Raw genomic sequence first — 16970 nt, 5'->3', positions numbered from 1 at the left:
TCCTTCCTCAACTACCTGAAGGCCCGCGACCGGCTCTTCCCCTTCTACTTCGCCGAGCGCTTCCACATCCAGCGCGCCGAGTACGACGCCTACTGCCGCTGGGTCGCCGACAGCCTCCCCGGACTCCACTTCGGCCACCAGGTCGACGCCGTCCGCTTCAACCCCGAACGCGACGTCTTCGAGGTCGACTTCACCCAGCTCGACAGCGACGGCGAAGCCGAGGCGCTGGGCCGGACCTACACCAAGAACATCGTCCTCGGCATCGGCACCGCCCCCTACGTCCCCGACCCGCTCAAACCCCTCGTCGAAGCACCCGGCGTCCCCGTCATCCACGCCGCCGACTACCTCGCCCACCGCGAGACCTTCCTCGCCGCCGAGCACATCACCGTCATCGGCTCAGGACAGACCGGCGCCGAGGTCTTCCTCGACCTGCTCCGCAACCGCCCCGCGGGACACGAGAAACTCCACTGGATCGGCCGCAGCGAGGCCTTCGCCCCCATGGAGTACTCCAAGCTCGGCCTGGAACACTTCACCCCCGACTACACCCGCTACTTCCACGCCCTCGCCGAACCCGTCCGCGACCGCCTCGTCACCGCACAGTGGCAACTCCACAAGGGCATCGACGCCGACACCATCGCCGCCATCCACGACGAGCTCTACCGCCGTACCCTGCACGGCGGTTGGCCCGACGCCGTCCTCACCCCCGGCGTCCGCGTCCGCACCGCGGGCCGCATCGCGACCACCAAGGTCGAACTCCACCTGGAACACCTCCAGCAGAACACCCGCTCCCGCCTCACCACCGACGCCGTCGTCCTCGCCACCGGCTACCGCGAACGCCCCCTCGGTCGCATCCTCGCCGGACTCGACCCCTACCTGCGCCGCGACAGCGCCGAACGCCCGCGCGTCGACGAGCAGTTCAGACTCGTCCTCGACCCCTCCGTCACCGGCGCCGGCTGCCAGGTCTACGTCCAGAACGCCGAAGTCCACACCCACGGCGTCGGCGCCCCCGACCTCGGCCTCGCCGCCTGGCGCAGCGCCACCATCCTCAACTCCCTGACCGGCAAAGAGCCTTACCCCCTGCCGGGCCGAACCGCCTTCACCACCTTCGGCCTCGACCCCCAGGCCCAGATCCCCCAGGCCCGCCAGGCCGCCCGCACCCTCACCCCCCTCGTCGAAGGAAGGTGAGGGCTCCAGCAGGCACTGGAATACAGGCAGGCACTGGAAGACAGGCCGGCACTGGAAGACAGGCCGGCACTAGAAGACCGGCGTCCCGTTCCGCGTCAACTTCCAGTCCACCGAGGCGAAGTCCGCCGGATCCAGCACACCCTTCGCGGTCACCCACTCCGCGATCCGCGTCCGGATCTCCGTCGACTCCGCCCACACCTCGGTCGCCGACGCCACATGCGGGAACGCACCGCCGCCATTGGCCCGGTAGTTGTTCACCGCCAGCACGAACTGCTGCGCGTCGTCCAGCGCCGCACCCTTGTACGTCAGGTTCTTGATCCGCGAACCGGCCGCCTGCGCGATGTCGATCTCGTACGAGAACCCGGACACGTAGTCGTAGTTGTAGTCCGGACGGCCGTTCGCGTTCGTCAGCTTCTCCGGGTCCACGACCGCGTCGGCGGCCGTCTGCACGAAGTACTCCGCCGAGTACTCCAGATACGCCCGCACCTGAGCACCCGTCAGCAACTTCGCCACCAGCGTGTTGTCGTACACATACAGACCCGACAGATCCCGGATCGTCACCTCGCCCGCCGGGATCTCCGAGGTCCGCGAGAACGGCGACGCCTGCGCGATCACCGGCAGCGACGCGTACGCCGTCCCCGCCAACGCCGCCTTCACCACGTCTTCCTGGACCTTGGTGATGAGGTCGATGATCGGCGCGTCCTTGTACCGCGCGTCGACCGTCGTCAGCGTCGCCGTCGCGGTACCGACCACCTGGTTGACGTACTCCACGACCAACGCGTGCTCGTCCTGCAGCAGGCGCGTGATCTTCGGGTCGTCGGCGACGGTCTTCGCGTCCCGCAGTGAGGCCGCAACCGACTCGACGGTCCAACGCCCCTTCTCGAAGACCAACTCGAAGTCGAACACGCTCAACCGCTCGGCAAAGCACAGCGGTTCGGACAGCACGACCGTCTTCCCCGTCGCCGTGTTCGTGACCTTCAACTCCGGGATCTCCACGTGCGCGTGACCCACGAGAATCGCGTCGATCCCCGGCACCTGCTGCGCGACCAGCGCCGCTGAGTTCTCCACGTACGGCAGCTGATCACCGTACGACGACGTCCCCGACGACCCCGAGTGCGCCGACACCACGACGACGTCCGCCCCCATCGACCGCAGCTTCGGCACCCACTTCGCCGCCTGCTCCTCAAGCCCCGGGAACGTCAACTTCCCCTGCACATACGCCTTGTCCCAGATCGCGATCCCCGGGTTCGTCAGCCCCAGCACCGCCACCTTCACCGGCGGCGCACCCGGCACCTGGAACTTCTTGGTGAAGTACGGCGGGAAGGCGGGCTTCAGCGTCTTCGCGTCCAGCGCGTTCGCCCCGAGCAGCGGGAAACGGCACTGGTCCTCGAACTTCCGCAGCGTCTCGATGCCGTAGTTGAACTCGTGGTTGCCCAGCGCCGCCGCGTCGTACCCGATCGCGTTCATCGCCTGCGCCATCGGATGCACCGGACCACCCTTCGCGGTGATCGGATCCACCTTCGCGAAGTAGTACGTCAGCGGAGTGCCCTGGATCGTGTCGCCCGCGTCCAGCAGCAGCGTGTTCCGCCGCCCCTTCTCCTGACGGATCTGGTTCACCAGGGTCGACACCCGCGCCAGACCCATCGCGTTGCCCTTGGCGTCGGAGTACTCCGCGTCCTTGAAGTAGTCCCAGTTGAAGACATGCCCGTGCAGGTCGGTCGTGCCCATGACGGTCAGCGAGTACCGCTTGGCGGGCTTGCCCGGCTTCTTCTTCTCCGCGGCCTGCGCCGCCGGAGCCGCCGCCGCACCGGCCAGCGCCACCCCCGCACCCGTCACGGCGGACTTCTTCAGGAACTTCCGGCGGTTCAAGGGCATGTCTAGATCTCCTCGGGAAACGGTCAACAACGCGCGTAGATTCTTACTTGCTTCTTACTGGATGCGACAGGTCCCGCAGGTTTCGATCTGATGACCAGCAGGCGGCACGGCTGACAGAGTGGGACGTATGACCGCCCCCAGCACGGACGACCAGCAACCCGCCGTCCCCTACGGCACCCCCGACGCCCCCCGCATCGCCGTCCGCGGCGAAGCCCGCCTCGAAGTCGACCCCGAGATCGCCCGCATCGGCATCACCGTCGCCGCCCGCGGCACCGACCGCCGCACCGCCCTCGACGACCTCACCCGCCGCAACGCCACCGTCCTCGACCTCGTCAAAAGCTACGGCGAAGCCGTCGAACGCCTCGAAACCGGAGGCTTCTCCATCACCCCCGAACTCACCAAGCACGGCCGCGGCGAACGCGTCCACCGCTACCACGGCAGAGTCCACATCACCTCCGAACTCACCGACTTCACCACCCTCGGCGAACTCACCACCCGCCTCGCCGACCTCGAACTCACCCGCGTCGACGGCCCCTGGTGGGCCCTGCGCCCCGACTCGCCCGTCCACCGCCAGGCCCGCCAGCAAGCCGTACGCGAAGCCGTCCAACGCGCCCGCGAATACGCCGAAGCGCTCGGCACCACCCTCGCCGCCCTCGTGGAACTCGCCGACATCGGCGCCGAGAACGCCGAAACCTACGGATCACCCCAGCGCCGTATGCGCTCCATGTCCTTCGCCGGCGCGGCCGCCGAGGACACCGCCGCCGCACCCCTCGACCTCGAACCCCAACGGCAACACGTCTACGCCCAGGTCAACGCCCGCTTCACCATGGCACCCCCGAGCCTGTGACCGGAGATCCCAATTCACCGATTCGAACGCTCATTGGAGCACCCCGCCGCACATTCAAGCCTTGTCAATAACCCTTCACCCAAAGGTTGTTGAGTAGTCATGCGCGACCAATTCCCTACCCACCGGTAAGGCCTAGGCTCAAACCATGCGCCGAGCAAAAATCGTCTGTACTTTGGGCCCCGCCACCGACTCGTACGACCAGATCAAAGCCCTGGTCGAAGCCGGAATGGACGTAGCCCGCTTCAACCTCAGCCACGGCACCCACGCCGAGCACGAGGAGCGTTTCCACCGCGTCCGAAAGGCCGCCGAAGAGACCGGCCGCAGCATCGGAATGCTCGCCGACCTTCAAGGCCCGAAGATCCGACTCGGCCGATTCACCGAAGGCCCCGTACTCCTTGAACGCGGAGACACCTTCACCATCACCGTCGAAGCGGGCGCAGAAGGCGACCGCCAGTCCTGCGGCACCACCTACTCAGGCCTCGCCGCCGACGTCACCCCCGGCGAACGCGTCCTCGTCGACGACGGCAAGGTCTGCCTCGAAGTCACCTCCGTCGACGGCCCCCGCGTCCACACCAAGGTCGTCGAAGGCGGCATGGTCTCCGACCACAAGGGCCTCAACCTCCCCGGAGTCGCCGTCTCCGTCCCCGCCCTCTCCGGCAAGGACGAGGACGACCTCCGCTGGGCGCTGCGCTCCGGCTTCGACGTCATCGCCCTCTCCTTCGTCCGCAGCGGCAAGGACATCGACGACGTCCACCGCATCATGGACGAGGAAGGCCACCGCCTCCCCGTCATCGCCAAGGTCGAGAAGCCCCAGGCGGTCGAGGCCATCGACGACATCGTCGCCGCGTTCGACGGCATCATGGTGGCGCGCGGAGACCTCGGCGTGGAAATGCCTCTGGAACAAGTCCCGATCGTCCAGAAGCGAGCCATCAAACTCGCCAAGCGCAACGCCAAGCCGGTCATCGTCGCCACGCAGATGCTCGACTCGATGATCGAGAACTCCCGCCCGACCAGGGCGGAAGCCTCCGATGTGGCGAACGCCGTGATCGACGGCACGGACGCGGTGATGCTCTCCGGCGAGACCAGCGTCGGCAACTACCCCATCGCCACCGTCACCACGATGGCCCGCATCGTCGAAGCGGCCGAGGAGGACATCCTCGCCAAGGGCCTGCCCCCGCTGACCGAACGCAACAAGCCCCGCACCCAGGGCGGCGCGGTGGCCCGGGCCGCCGCCGAGATGGGCGACTTCCTCGGCGCGAAGTACCTGGTGGCCTTCACCCAATCCGGCGACACGGTACGGCGGTTGTCCCGCTACAGGTCCCCCATCCCCGTGATGGCCTTCACCCCCGACCCGGGCACCCGCGCCCAACTCACCCTCACCTGGGGCGTGGAGACGATCCTCGGTCCGCACGTCGACTCCACGGACGCGATGGTCGACCAGGTCGACGAACTCCTCCTCAAGCACGGCCGCTGCCAGAAGGGCGACATCGTCGTCATCACGGCGGGCTCGCCCCCCGGAGTCGCCGGCTCCACGAACCTTGTCCGCGTACACCATGTCGGCGAGGACGACAGCCCCAAGTAGGCGGCGGGGGTCAGTGTTTGGGGCCTACGTGGGTGTCCATGATGGCTACTGAGGCTTTGCGGGCGACGGAGATATTGAAAGGGTCGCTGCCGCGGGCCAGGGTGGTCCATCCGACGCCGACCTTGTCGAGGGTGTCGGTAAAGAGTTTCCGGATGTCGTCGGACTTGTTGGTGAAGAAGTATCGGGGGTATTCGTAGCGCTTGCGCTCACCGGCGACGATGCGAGTCGTCCAGTTGGTGATGCGGCAGCCGTCGGAGTGGATGAGGCCGCGGATGAATTCCCAGGGGTAGGCGTCGACGATGTCCTGCTGCCAGGGTTCGAGAGCTATACGACGGTCGTGTTTCTTGCCGGCCCCGTGTTGGGGGAAGAGGCAGTGCAGGTGCTTCGAGTAGACCTTCACGTTGCGGCAGCCGGTCCTGCGGACTCTGCAGACGGAATTGTCGGGGAAGACGGCGCGCATGGCTTCTTCGCAGCTGTCCATGAGACCGGGCCATGACTCGTCGCACGTGATCATGAGGTTGGGCACGCGGTGCTCCGAGTACTGACTGATGTGGCCGTCGCCGAGATAGAGGCCGAGTAGGTAGCTGTACGCCGCAAGGTCCAGGTCTCGTCCGTCGCAGCGTGGGCACTTCGGGTCGTGCTTCCCCGGGCACTCGCCGCGTTTCGCGCGGTCCAGGTGCTTCCAGTAGCCGATGGTGCCGAGCGGGACGTTGAGCCGGCGAGCCACTTCCGCATTCCTCGCGCCGTCGCGCAGCAGCGTCAGCGCCTGCTGTCGAACCTGAGTGCCGTGAAAGTTCATACGAACACTCTGCGTGACTGATCGACATTGAACGCAGCAAAAAGCGGAGGTTCACGCGAACGTGAACCTCCGCTTCAGAGGTGCCGGGTGCGGGAGTCGAACCCGCACGTCCTTTCGGACAGATGTGTTTGAGACATCAGCGTCTGCCATTCCGCCAACCCGGCTGGCCAACCCGAGAGGAGTGTACCGGGTCTCCGCGCAGAGGCGCAGCTAGGTAGGCTCTTGCCCAGCACTACCCCCGTGCCCTGAACGAGGAGCCCCCGTGACCGCCCCCGAGTCGCCCCAGCCCGTAGACGCGCCCGACGACGACAAGTCGCACGTGCCTCCGCTGACGACCCGTGTCGTCATCGCCGAGGACGAGGCCCTGATTCGGCTCGATCTCAAAGAGATGCTCGAAGAAGAGGGGTACACCGTCGTCGGTGAGGCCGGTGACGGTGAGCAGGCCGTCGAGCTGGCCCGTGAGCACAAGCCCGACCTCGTGATCCTCGACGTGAAGATGCCGAAGCTGGACGGTATCTCCGCGGCCGAGAAGATCGCCGAGGAGGGCATCGCGCCCGTGCTGATGCTCACCGCCTTCTCGCAGCGCGACCTCGTCGAGCGGGCCCGGGACGCCGGTGCGATGGCGTACCTGGTGAAGCCGTTCAGCAAGAGTGACGTCGTACCCGCGATCGAGATGGCGGTGTCGCGCTTCACCGAGCTGAAGCAGCTGGAGCAGGAGGTCGCCGACCTCACGCTGCGGCTGGAGACCCGCAAGCTGGTCGACCGTGCGAAGTCGATTCTCCAGACGGAGTACGGGCTGAGCGAGCCCGCCGCGTTCCGGTGGATCCAGAAGACGTCGATGGACCGCCGGATGTCGATGCAGCAGGTCGCCGAGGCGGTCATCCAGGACGCGGACGAGAAGAAGTCCTCGAAGGGCTGACACGTGGGACGGTGACTACGACGAGGCCCGCGCCCCCAAGCTGGGGGCGCGGGCCTCGTCGTAGAAAAAGCGGGGACGTTACCTCAGTCCTCGCCGAGGTACGCCTTGCGTACGGACTCGTCGTGCAGCAGGTCCTGTCCCGTGCCGGAGAGGACGATGTTGCCGACCTCCATGACGTGGCCGTGGTCTGCGAGCGACAGCGCCGCCTGGGCGTTCTGCTCGACCAGCAGGATCGTCGTGCCGGAGGCCTTGAGCTCGACGATCGTCGCCATGATCTTCTGCATCATGATCGGCGAGAGGCCCATGGAGGGTTCGTCGAGCATGAGCAGTTTCGGCTGGGACATGAGCGCGCGGCCCATGGCCAGCATCTGCTGCTCGCCGCCGGAGAGGGTTCCCGCGGCCTGCTTGCGACGTTCTCCGAGGATGGGGAAGAGGTCGTAGGCGCGCTGGATGTCCTTGTCGATGCCGGCTTTGTCGCTGCGGAGGAACGCGCCCAGTCGGAGGTTGTCCTCGATCGTCATGCGGGGGAAGATGTGCCGCCCCTCGGGGGAGTGCGCGAGGCCGAGGGAGACGATCTGGTGGGCGGGGGTCTTCTTCAGGGACTTGCCGTCGAACTTGATCTGGCCGCCGACGGGCTTGAGCAGGCCGGAGAGGGTGCGCAGGGTGGTGGTCTTGCCCGCGCCGTTGGTGCCGATGAGGGTGACGACCTCGCCGGCTTCGACCTTGAAGGAGATTCCCTTGACGGCTTCGATCTTGCCGTAGGCGACGCGGAGGTCCTCGACCTCAAGGAGTGCGGTCATCGGTCGTTCTCCTTGCCGGGCGCGGCGTCCGTCGTGGTGTCGGAGTGTGCCTCGGCGGCGTCGACCTCGGCGGCTTCTTCGGCGCCGGGGGCGCCTTCGAAGGGCTCGCCGAGGTAGGCGGCGATGACACGTTCGTCGCCCTGGACGGTGGCGCTGTCGCCTTCGACGAGTTTTTCGCCTTGGACGAGTACGGCGACGCGATCGCAGAGGTTGAAGATGAACCGCATGTCGTGCTCGATGACGAGGATGGCGATGCCCATGTCGCGGATGGCGAAGACGAGTTCCTCCGTCGCCCGCGTCTCCTGCGGGTTCATGCCGGCGGTCGGTTCGTCCAGCAGCAGCAGGCCCGGTTCGCTGGCCAGGGCTCGCGCGATCTCCAGCTTGCGCTGTTCGCCGTAGGGGAGGTTGCGGGCGAGGTGTTCGGCTTTGGCTTCGAGGCCGATGAACTCGAGGAGTTCCATGGCGCGTTCGCGGGAGGCCTTTTCCGCGCGGTGGAAGCCGGGGCCGCGCAGGACGGCGGACCAGAAGCCTTCCTTCGTGCGGGTGTGGCGGCCGACGAGGACGTTTTCCAGGACCGTCATGTTGGCGAACAGGCGGATGTTCTGGAAGGTCCGTGCGATGCCGGCGGCGGTGACCTTGAAGGACTTGGGGGGCAGGACGTTGTCCTTGTACCGGACTTCGCCCTCGGTGGGGATGTAGAGGCCGGTGAGGCAGTTGAAGAAGGTCGTCTTGCCGGCGCCGTTGGGGCCGATGAGGCCGACGATCTCGCCGCTGTTGACGGTGAGGTCGACGTTGCGTACGGCGGTGAGGCCGCCGAAGCGCATGGTCACGCCGCGGGCGTCGAGGACGACCTGGCCGGGGGCGGTGGCGCCTGGGGTGCTGCCCTGGGTGGTGGTGTCGGTAGTCATGTGTGGTCAGGCCCCTGTCTTGCTGAGGACTGTGGGCGCTTCGGCCTCTTCGTGGAATTCCAGTTGGCGACGCCGGTTGGCGACGAGGCCTTCGGGGCGGAAGCGCATCAGGAGGATGAGTGCGACGCCGAAGGCGAAGAGCTGGTAGTTGCCGAGGAACTGCAGCTTGTTGGGGATGAGGTAGAGCAGGGAGGCGCCGATGAGGGGGCCGCCGATGGTGCCCATGCCGCCGAGGACGACGGCGGCGAGCAGGAAGGCCGAGTTGGGGGGGATGGGTCCGGCGAACTGGTACTGCTCGGGGGTGACGGTGTAGGTCACGTGGGCCTGGACGGTGCCGGCGAGGCCGGCGAGGGAGGCGCCGACGGCGAAGGCGATGAGTTTGACGCGGAAGCCGTTGATGCCCATGGCGAGGGCGGCGGTCTCGTCCTCGCGGATGGCGACCCAGGCGCGGCCGATGCGGGAGTCGCCGCTGCGTCGGAAGACGAGGACGACGATGGCCGTGATGATCAGCATCAGCAGGAAGTAGTTGGCGAAGCGGCCGATGGTGAAGCCGGCGACGTCGTGGGGGGCACCGAGGTCGAAGCCGAGGATCTTCAGGTCCGGGATCGAGGAGATGCCGTTGGAGCCGTTGGTGAGGTCGGGGCCGGAGGTTCCGTCCAGGTTGTTGGCGGTGATGCGGAAGATCTCACCGAAGCCGAGCGTCACGATGGCGAGGTAGTCGCCGCGCAGGCGCAGGGTGGGGGCCCCGATGAGGACGCCGAAGACGAGGGAGGCGGCTGCTCCGACGAGGGCGGCGGCCCAGAACGGGAAGTGCACGTCGAAGGGGGAGCTGGGGGAGCCGGAGACGAGGGCCGCGGCGTAGGCGCCGACGCCGAGGAAGGCGACGTAGCCGAGGTCGAGGAGGCCGGCGAGGCCGACGACGATGTTGAGGCCGAGGGCGACGGTGGCGAAGATCAGGATGTAGACGCCGATGGTCGCGTACTGGTCGTCGGTCTGGGTGAAGGGGAAGAGGGCGGCGGCGACGAAGGCGCCGCAGACGGTGATGTTCTGGTGCCGTCCGGTGATCTCGGTGGCCTGGGCGACGAGGCCGGACTTGTTGAGGGCGGCGAAGCCGAAGCCGGCGGTGATGAGGAAGCCGATGAAGAGTTCGTCGTACTGGGTGCCGATGCCGTAGGTGAAGACGAGCAGGCTGAGAGCCATGACGGCGACGATGACGAGGATCTCGACGTAGGACGGGAGCTGGCCGACCGGGCGGGGGGAGCCGGCGGCGAAGGCCGCCTTGACGGTCTCCCATTTGTGGGAGGCCTTGTTCTTGAACTGCTCCCAGGAGGTGTCGTCGGGGTCGATCGGGTCGGGCAGGGGCTTCTCGAAGGGGAGGGCCAGTGAGCCGACGAGGGCGGCGAGGCTGCCGATGGCGACGACGAAGGCGCCGGGGTCGAGGTTGACGATGCCGCCGAGTTCGTCGCTGATGGCGATGACCGTGTACCAGGCGGTGGCGAAGGTGGCGAGGGCGGCGAATCTGAGGGCCGCGTAGCCGCCGGCCGGGACGACGTGGCGGAGGCCCTTGACGCCGTGGGCGGCGAGGGCGAAGAGGGCGGTGAGGACGCCGCCGATGAGGACGAGGACCTGTAGGCCGCCCGGGTAGCCGTAGACGGTGAGGTCGCCGGGGAAGTCGGAGGTCCAGGTCCACGACATGAACGTGGAGACGACGGTGAGTACGGCGCCGGCGGTGGTGAGCACGCGGGCGATGTTCGGGGGGATGCCGATGAGGCCGCTCTGGGGGGCCTCGGAGGGGGTGTCCGGGGTCTCGGGTGCGGTGGTCTGTGTGGTCATCGGTGTCACGCCCTGTCCGCGACGCGCTCGCCGAGCAGGCCCTGTGGCCTGAGGAGGAGCACGAGGATGAGGAGCACGAAGGCCCATACGTCTGCCCAGGACTGGCTGCCGAACTGCTCCATGCCGGGGATGTTGGAGATGTAGGCGGAGGCGAGGGTCTCGGCGACGCCGAGGACGATTCCGCCGATCATGGCGCCGTAGATGTTGCCGATTCCGCCGAGGACCGCGGCGGTGAACGCCTTCAGACCGAGCAGGAAGCCCATCTTGAAGTTGACCTCGCCGTACTTGAGGCCGTACGCGACACCGCCGATGGCGGCGAAGGTGGCGCCGAGGGCGAAGGCCATCACGATGATGCGGTCGGTGTTGATGCCCATGAGCTTCGCGGTGTCGGGGTCCTGGGCGGTGGCCTGCATGCCGCGTCCGGTGCGGGTCTTCATGACGAAGTAGGCGAGCACGGCCATGCTGATCGGGGCGGCGACGACCAGGAAGATGTCGCCGGTCTGGATCGTGACGCTGCCGATGTGGAAGGGGCCGCCGTCGATCTGGGGGAAGGTGATCGAGGACTTGGCCTTCGGGTACCAGGCCCAGACCGCCTGCTGCAGGGCGAGGGAGAGGCCGATGGCGGTGATCAGGGGCGCGAGGCGCGGGGCGCTGCGCAACGGGCGGTAGGCGAACCGTTCCGCTCCGACGGCCACGACGACGGCGACGACGATCGCGCCGATGAGCATCAGCGGCAGGGCGATCACCATGGACGTGCCGTCGGGCAGTACGTACAGGTAGATCGTCAGAGCGCCGAACGCTCCGGTCATGAAGATCTCGCCGTGGGCGAAGTTGATGAGCTGGACGATGCCATAGACCATCGTGTAGCCGATGGCGACCAGCCCATACATGGATCCCAGTAGCAGGCCGTTGACCAGCTGCTGCGGCAGTTCGTTCACCGCATGTCCTCCGAGACTATTTCGGATGTTTTCGACGGATGGGGCCGGATGCGAGAACGCGCGGGGCGCCTGTGGAACAGCGCCCCGCGCGGCTCGTGAGTGGTGCGGGAGGGTCAGCCGGAGAAGGTGCCCGACTTGACTGCCGCCCACGCACCGTTCTTGACGGCGTAGACGGTGAGCTGCTTGTTGGTGGCGTCACCGAACTCGTCGAAGGAGACCTTGCCGGTCACTCCGTCGAAGGAGACGTTCTGCATGGCGGCGGTGACCTTGGCGCGGGCGTCCGAGGGCAGCTTGCCGTTGTTGGCGTCGACGACCGACTTCACGGCCTGGATGATGGCCCAGGCCGAGTCGTAGGAGTAGCCGCCGTAGGCGCCGTACTCCTCGGAGTAGCCGGCGGCCTTGTAGTCGGCGACGAACTTCTTCGCGGAGTCGAGGGTCTCGACGGGTGCGCCGACGGAGGTGGCGAGGTCACCGGTGCTGTTGGGGCCGGCCAGCTTGATGAAGGTCGGGTCGAAGATGCCGTCGCCGCCGGCCAGCGGGATGTTGGCGCCTGCGGCCTTGATCTGCTTGCTGAGCGGGCCGGCCTGCGGGTACTCGCCGCCGTAGTAGACGGCTTCGGCGCCGGAGTTCTTGACCTGGGTGGCGACCGAGGAGAAGTCCTTGGTGTCGGGGTTGATGTGCTGGGTGCCCACGACGGTGCCGCCGAGCTTCTTGAACTCCTCGGTGAAGGTGGCGGCGAGGCCGGCGCCGTAGGTCTTCTTGTCGTCGATGACGAAGACCTTCTTCTTCTTGGCCGTGGTGTAGATGTACTCGGCGGCGAACGGGCCCTGGATGGCGTCCGTGGTCGCGGTGCGGAAGTACGACTTGAACTGGCGGACCTTCTTGGTCTGCCAGTCGGCGCCCTGGGTCAGGTCCGGGCTGGTGTTGGCCGGGGAGACCTCGACCAGCTTGGCGGCGTCGAAGACCTTCTGCATGGACTGGGCCACGGAGGAGTTCAGGGGGCCGACGACACCGAGGACGCTCTTGTCGGCGACAAGGGCGGAGGCGTTCTGCTGGCCGGAGGAGGCCTGTGCCTGGTCGTCCTTGGCGACGAGCTTGAAGGTGACGCCGTCGACGGCCTTGGTCTTGTTGGCCGTCTTGACGGCGAGGTCGGCCGAGTTCTTGATGCCCAGACCCAGCGCTGACAGGTCGCCGGTCAGCGGGGCGTCGACTCCGATGGTGACGGTGGTGCCAGAGCTGTCGCTACTGCTCTTGCTGTTGTCCCGGGAGCCGCAGGCGGTGAGGGTCAGAGCTCCGGTGGTGAGAACGGAGGTAAGAATCACCAGAGAACGCTGTCGCACAATCTGTCCTTTCCGCAGGCACGATCGCCCCGGTGGGGGCTGCGGGTGCTGCGCTGGTACCGAACTCCCGATGGAGCGGTGACTGGCCGTGACTCTAAGCCCGGTGTGAGGGCATGAGCATCGTCGTGCGCTGGCTTGTGACTTTCTTGTTATGACGTGCCGGTTGGCGACCTTCGCGGAAGGAGGGTCTCAGCCGTTTTGGCGCAATTCCCTCTCAGTCCACATTTTGAGAACGTGCACTTCCGCTTGGCTGTGGGCCTGGCCTGGCGTTTGTCGTACTGCAGGCCCTGTGGAGGAGCTGGGAAAGGTCCTTGGAGTAGGAGTCGCCGAAGATGAAGCTGTGGCGCTGTATTGCGCGCGTGTTACGCAGCGTTACGTCCAGAAAGGCGAGGTCCGCATTCAGGGGCAGTCCCGAACAGTCGGAAACGGATATCTCCACGGTGACGCGGCGGGTCGCTCCGGTGTGCACGGTGAAGGACGGTTCCGGGACTGCCTGGGCGGTGAGTCCGTTGAAGGCGGCGCCGGTGACCCGCAGAGTGACGGCGGGTCCGCTTTCCACGGCGACCGCGAAGCGGAAGAAGCCGGTCGTGGTGGGGGAGTCGGTGGTCTGGGCGAGTCCGATGTAGCGCCAGGAAGTGACGTTCGCGGGCCATGGCGCGAGCGGCCGCGGGTCGGTCTGCCGCGCGGAGTCGGCGGGGAGCAGCAGGATGGTTCCGATGCCCAGGACGGCGGCCGCTCCCGCCGCGAGCACGGCTCTGCGGGCGCGCGGCGACAGGGTGTGCCAGCGGTCCGTCAGATGGGGCGGGTCGCCGCCGATGACTTCGTAACTCCCGTTCGCCTCCGGCGAGTCGACGGATTCGACGGGCCCGATACCGCTCATGCCGGCAACCTCATGGGGAAACGGTAGGCGAGTGGACGGGGGTGCGGAAGACACGGTTCGGCCCCCGTCCGGATCGGCCCCCGGACCGATGGACCGTGCGGGGTCAGATCGCGGCGCGCGCCGGGATTCCGTCATTCGGGTTCACGTCCCGCAGCAGACAGGTCAGCCGCGCGCTGCACACCCGGCGCCCCTCCTCGTCACTGATCACGATCTCGTACGTCGCCGTCGAGCGGCCCCGGTGCAGGGGCGTGGCCACGCCGGTGACCAGGCCGGAGCGGGCGCCGCGGTGGTGGGTGCAGTTCAGGTCGACGCCGACGGCGATCTTCGTGCTGCCGCCGTGCAGCATCGATCCGATGGACCCGAGGGTCTCGGCGAGCACCGCGGAGGCGCCGCCGTGCAGCAGCCCGTACGGCTGGGTGTTCCCTTCGACCGGCAGCGTCCCTACGACGCGCTCGGCGGACGCCTCCAGGATCTCCAGGCCCATGCGCGAGCCCAGGTATCCGGCGGAGAAGAGCGCGGGCAGATCGACACCGAGCGCGGCGTACTCGTCGACGACCTCTTGCGGGAACTGCACCTGCTGCTGCTCGCCCATGGGGCCCGACTCCGTTCGTCGTGATCACTGTTACGGCTACTGAGCAAACGCTCAGTCGGTCGCCGATTGTTCCAGACGTACGACTACGGACTTGCTGGCCGGGGTGTTGCTGGTGTCGGCGGTGGCGTCGAGGGGGACGAGGACGTTGGTCTCGGGGTAGTAGGCGGCGGCGCAGCCCCGCGCGGTCGGGTAGTGCACCACCCGGAAGCCGGGCGCCCGCCGCTCCACGCCGTCCTTCCACTCGCCGACCAGATCGACGTACGACCCGTCCGCGATGCCGAGCCGGGCAGCGTCGTCGGGGTGGACCATGACGACCCGGCGGCCGTTCTTGATGCCCCGGTAGCGGTCGTCGAGGCCGTAGATCGTGGTGTTGTACTGGTCGTGCGAGCGCAGCGTCTGCAACAGCAGGCGCCCTTCCGGGAGTTCGGGGTATTCGACGGGCGCTGCGGTGAAGTTGGCCTTTCCGGTGGCCGTCGGGAAGCGGCGTTCGTCGCGCGGTGCGTGCGGGAGGGCGAAGCCGCCGGGGTGGGCGACCCGCTCGTTGAAGTCCTGGAAACCGGGGATCACGCGCGCGATGCGGTCGCGGACCGTCGCGTAGTCCTTCTCGAACTCCTCCCAGGGCGTGCGGGATTCGGCACCGAGGACGCGGCGGGCGAGGCGGCACACGATGGCCGGCTCGGACAACAGGTGGGCGCTCGCGGGCTTCAGCCGGCCGCGCGAGGCGTGCACCATGCCCATCGAGTCCTCGACGGTCACGAACTGCTCGCCGCCGCCCTGGAGATCGCGCTCGGTACGGCCCAGGGTGGGCAGGATGAGGGCACGCGCGCCCGTGACGGCGTGCGAGCGGTTCAGCTTCGTCGAGACGTGCACGGTGAGGCTGGCGCGCCGCATGGCCGCCTCGGTGACCTCGGTGTCGGGGGAGGCGGACACGAAGTTGCCGCCCATCGCGAAGAACACCTTCGCGTCGCCGTCGCGCAGGGCGCGGATCGCGGCGACCACGTCGTAGCCGTGCTCGCGCGGCGGGGCGAAGCCGAACTCCTTCTCCAGGGCGTCCAGGAAGGCCGGTGCGGGGCGCTCGAAGATGCCCATGGTGCGGTCGCCCTGCACGTTGCTGTGGCCGCGCACCGGGCACACGCCCGCGCCCGGGCGGCCGATGTTGCCGCGCAGCAGAAGGAAGTTGACGACCTCGCGGATGGTCGGCACGGCGTGCTTGTGCTGGGTGAGGCCCATCGCCCAGCACACGATGGTGCGCTCGGAGGCGAGGACCATCTCCAGGGCCTTCTCGATCTCCGGGCGGGTCAGCCCGGTCGCGAGCAGCGTCTCGTCCCAGTCGGCGTCCCGCGCGGCGGCGGCGAACTCCTCGTAGCCGTGGGTGTGTTCGTCGACGAACTCCGTGTCGACCGCGCCGTCCGTCTCCAGGATGAGCTTGTTCAGGAGGCGGAAGAGGGCCTGGTCGCCGCCGATGCGGATCTGCAGGAACAGGTCGGTGAGGGCGGCGCCCTTGAGCATGCCCTGCGGGGTCTGCGGGTTCTTGAACTTCTCCAGGCCCGCCTCGGGCAGCGGGTTGACGCTGATGATCTTCGCGCCGTTGGCCTTGGCCTTCTCCAGGGCGGAGAGCATGCGCGGGTGGTTGGTGCCCGGGTTCTGGCCGGCGACGACGATCAGGTCGGCCTGGTAGAGGTCCTCGAGGAGGACGCTGCCCTTGCCGATGCCGATCGTCTCGTTCAGCGCGGAACCCGACGACTCGTGGCACATGTTCGAGCAGTCCGGCAGGTTGTTGGTGCCCAGCTCCCGCGCGAACAACTGGTACAGGAACGCGGCCTCGTTGCTGGTGCGGCCCGAGGTGTAGAACAGCGCCTCGTCGGGCGAGCCGAGGGCGGCGATCTCTTCGGCGACGATGTCGAACGCCCGCTCCCAGGTGACCGGTTCGTAGCGCTCGGCCCCTTCGGGGAGATACATGGGATGCGTGAGACGGCCCTGCTGGCCCAGCCAGTAACCACTGCGGGTCGCGAGATCGGCCACCGGATGGGCGGCGAAGAACTCCGGGGTCACCCGGCGCAGGGTGGCCTCCTCGGCGACCGCCTTCGCGCCGTTCTCGCAGAACTCCGCCGCGTGCCGGTGGTCCGGCTCCGGCCAGGCGCAGCCCGGGCAGTCGAAGCCGTTCTTCTGATTGACCCGCAGCAGGGTCAGCGCGGTGCGCTTCACACCCATCTGCTGCTGGGCGATGCGCAGCGTGTGCCCGATCGCCGGGAGGCCGGCCGCGGCATGCTTCGGCTCGGTGACCTGCGGCGCGTCCTGGACCGGATCGCCCTGGGGCGGCTTCGTGGCCATCGCGGGCCCTCCTTCGCTGGCACGTGTGCACTACATCTCCGATCCTCGCACGCGGCGGTGACAACGCCGAGGTCGGTTCGTGGGCTCTATGTTTTCGGCGTGTGTGCGGGGCGAGGCGTGGGGTGTGGGGCGGGGTGGGTT

At 67.8% G+C, this 16970-nt stretch carries 14 protein-coding genes and 1 tRNA gene; 4 read left to right on the top strand and 11 right to left on the bottom strand.

All coding sequences use genetic code 11. The features are described 5' to 3' along the window. Nucleotides 1–1185 (top strand): lysine N(6)-hydroxylase/L-ornithine N(5)-oxygenase family protein (locus JHN45_RS46970; protein ID WP_201055536.1); only part of this gene is annotated, 1185 nt, incomplete at its 5' end. 69 nt (nt 1186–1254) lie between these two features. Here JHN45_RS46970 and JHN45_RS46965 read toward each other — a convergent pair. After that, complete coding sequence (locus JHN45_RS46965) at nt 1255–3060, bottom strand: bifunctional UDP-sugar hydrolase/5'-nucleotidase (RefSeq protein ID WP_201055535.1); 1806 nt, start codon at nt 3058–3060, stop codon at nt 1255–1257. 127 nt (nt 3061–3187) lie between these two features. Between JHN45_RS46965 and JHN45_RS46960 the strand changes: the two genes are divergently transcribed. Together JHN45_RS46960 and pyk are read left to right on the top strand one after the other, a co-directional pair. Further along, entirely contained in the window at nt 3188–3907 is a 720-nt protein-coding gene (locus tag JHN45_RS46960; RefSeq protein ID WP_201055534.1) for an SIMPL domain-containing protein, read from the top strand. Between the two features lie 145 nt (nt 3908–4052). Continuing rightward, on the top strand, nt 4053–5489 hold the full coding sequence (pyk, locus tag JHN45_RS46955; RefSeq protein ID WP_201055533.1) for a pyruvate kinase: 1437 nt from the start codon (nt 4053–4055) through the stop codon (nt 5487–5489). Nucleotides 5490–5499: 10 nt separating this feature from the next. Here pyk and JHN45_RS46950 read toward each other — a convergent pair whose 3' ends face one another. Both JHN45_RS46950 and JHN45_RS46945 read right to left on the bottom strand, forming a co-directional pair. Continuing rightward, nucleotides 5500–6288 (bottom strand): helix-turn-helix domain-containing protein, encoded by a 789-nt coding sequence (locus tag JHN45_RS46950; protein WP_200714122.1) that lies wholly within the window; start codon nt 6286–6288, stop codon nt 5500–5502. Between the two features lie 81 nt (nt 6289–6369). Further along, nucleotides 6370–6452 (bottom strand) — tRNA-Leu (locus tag JHN45_RS46945). A 98-nt stretch (nt 6453–6550) separates the two neighbouring features. On the opposite strand from JHN45_RS46945, the gene JHN45_RS46940 reads away from it, so the two are divergent. Continuing rightward, a complete protein-coding gene (locus tag JHN45_RS46940; RefSeq protein WP_019062225.1) occupies nt 6551–7207 on the top strand; it encodes an ANTAR domain-containing response regulator in 657 nt (218 codons plus the stop codon). A gap of 83 nt (nt 7208–7290) precedes the next feature. On the opposite strand, the gene JHN45_RS46935 is transcribed toward JHN45_RS46940, so the two are convergent. The 8 genes from JHN45_RS46935 to JHN45_RS46900 all read right to left on the bottom strand — a co-directional run bounded on the left by JHN45_RS46935 (nt 7291) and on the right by JHN45_RS46900 (nt 16829). After that, nucleotides 7291–8007, bottom strand: coding sequence for an ABC transporter ATP-binding protein (locus JHN45_RS46935; RefSeq protein ID WP_200714121.1), 717 nt, complete (start codon nt 8005–8007; stop codon nt 7291–7293). After that, nucleotides 8004–8915, bottom strand: coding sequence for an ABC transporter ATP-binding protein (locus JHN45_RS46930; RefSeq protein WP_201055531.1), 912 nt, complete (start codon nt 8913–8915; stop codon nt 8004–8006). The genes JHN45_RS46935 and JHN45_RS46930 overlap by 4 nt, the downstream gene beginning before the upstream one ends. A 6-nt stretch (nt 8916–8921) precedes the next feature. Continuing rightward, the gene (locus JHN45_RS46925; protein WP_200714119.1) at nt 8922–10748 is read right to left on the bottom strand and encodes a branched-chain amino acid ABC transporter permease; all 1827 of its coding nucleotides are present in this window, start codon (nt 10746–10748) and stop codon (nt 8922–8924) included. Between the two features lie 5 nt (nt 10749–10753). Beyond that, nucleotides 10754–11686: a branched-chain amino acid ABC transporter permease gene (locus tag JHN45_RS46920; protein ID WP_201055529.1), complete on the bottom strand. Its 933-nt coding sequence runs from the start codon at nt 11684–11686 to the stop codon at nt 10754–10756. Between the two features lie 113 nt (nt 11687–11799). Continuing rightward, the gene (locus JHN45_RS46915; protein WP_200714117.1) at nt 11800–13026 is read right to left on the bottom strand and encodes a branched-chain amino acid ABC transporter substrate-binding protein; all 1227 of its coding nucleotides are present in this window, start codon (nt 13024–13026) and stop codon (nt 11800–11802) included. Nucleotides 13027–13240: 214 nt separating this feature from the next. Further along, the gene (locus JHN45_RS46910) at nt 13241–13906 is read right to left on the bottom strand and encodes a hypothetical protein (RefSeq protein ID WP_200714116.1); all 666 of its coding nucleotides are present in this window, start codon (nt 13904–13906) and stop codon (nt 13241–13243) included. 103 nt (nt 13907–14009) lie between these two features. Next, complete coding sequence (locus JHN45_RS46905) at nt 14010–14498, bottom strand: PaaI family thioesterase (protein WP_200714115.1); 489 nt, start codon at nt 14496–14498, stop codon at nt 14010–14012. Between the two features lie 51 nt (nt 14499–14549). Beyond that, entirely contained in the window at nt 14550–16829 is a 2280-nt protein-coding gene (locus JHN45_RS46900) for an FdhF/YdeP family oxidoreductase (RefSeq protein WP_200714114.1), read from the bottom strand. Between the last annotated feature and the right edge of the window lie 141 nt (nt 16830–16970).

Origin of the sequence: Streptomyces sp. MBT53 (assembly GCF_016654115.1) — a bacterium.
Classification (GTDB): Bacteria; Actinomycetota; Actinomycetes; order Streptomycetales; family Streptomycetaceae; genus Streptomyces.
The sequence above is the reverse complement of the archived record's forward strand: the minus strand, read 5'-3'. Positions and strand labels throughout refer to the sequence as shown.

Excerpts from the sequence above, each read along its gene's own strand:
- JHN45_RS46925 (WP_200714119.1), bottom strand. The coding sequence starts at position 10,748 with ATGACCACACAGACCACCGCACCCGAGACCCCGGACACCCCCTCCGAG.
- pyk (WP_201055533.1), top strand. The coding sequence starts at position 4,053 with ATGCGCCGAGCAAAAATCGTCTGTACTTTGGGCCCCGCCACCGACTCG.
- JHN45_RS46960 (WP_201055534.1), top strand. The coding sequence starts at position 3,188 with ATGACCGCCCCCAGCACGGACGACCAGCAACCCGCCGTCCCCTACGGC.
- JHN45_RS46910 (WP_200714116.1), bottom strand. The coding sequence starts at position 13,906 with ATGAGCGGTATCGGGCCCGTCGAATCCGTCGACTCGCCGGAGGCGAAC.
- JHN45_RS46965 (WP_201055535.1), bottom strand. The coding sequence starts at position 3,060 with ATGCCCTTGAACCGCCGGAAGTTCCTGAAGAAGTCCGCCGTGACGGGT.
- JHN45_RS46930 (WP_201055531.1), bottom strand. The coding sequence starts at position 8,915 with ATGACTACCGACACCACCACCCAGGGCAGCACCCCAGGCGCCACCGCC.
- JHN45_RS46905 (WP_200714115.1), bottom strand. The coding sequence starts at position 14,498 with ATGGGCGAGCAGCAGCAGGTGCAGTTCCCGCAAGAGGTCGTCGACGAG.
- JHN45_RS46900 (WP_200714114.1), bottom strand. The coding sequence starts at position 16,829 with ATGGCCACGAAGCCGCCCCAGGGCGATCCGGTCCAGGACGCGCCGCAG.
- JHN45_RS46950 (WP_200714122.1), bottom strand. The coding sequence starts at position 6,288 with ATGAACTTTCACGGCACTCAGGTTCGACAGCAGGCGCTGACGCTGCTG.
- JHN45_RS46935 (WP_200714121.1), bottom strand. The coding sequence starts at position 8,007 with ATGACCGCACTCCTTGAGGTCGAGGACCTCCGCGTCGCCTACGGCAAG.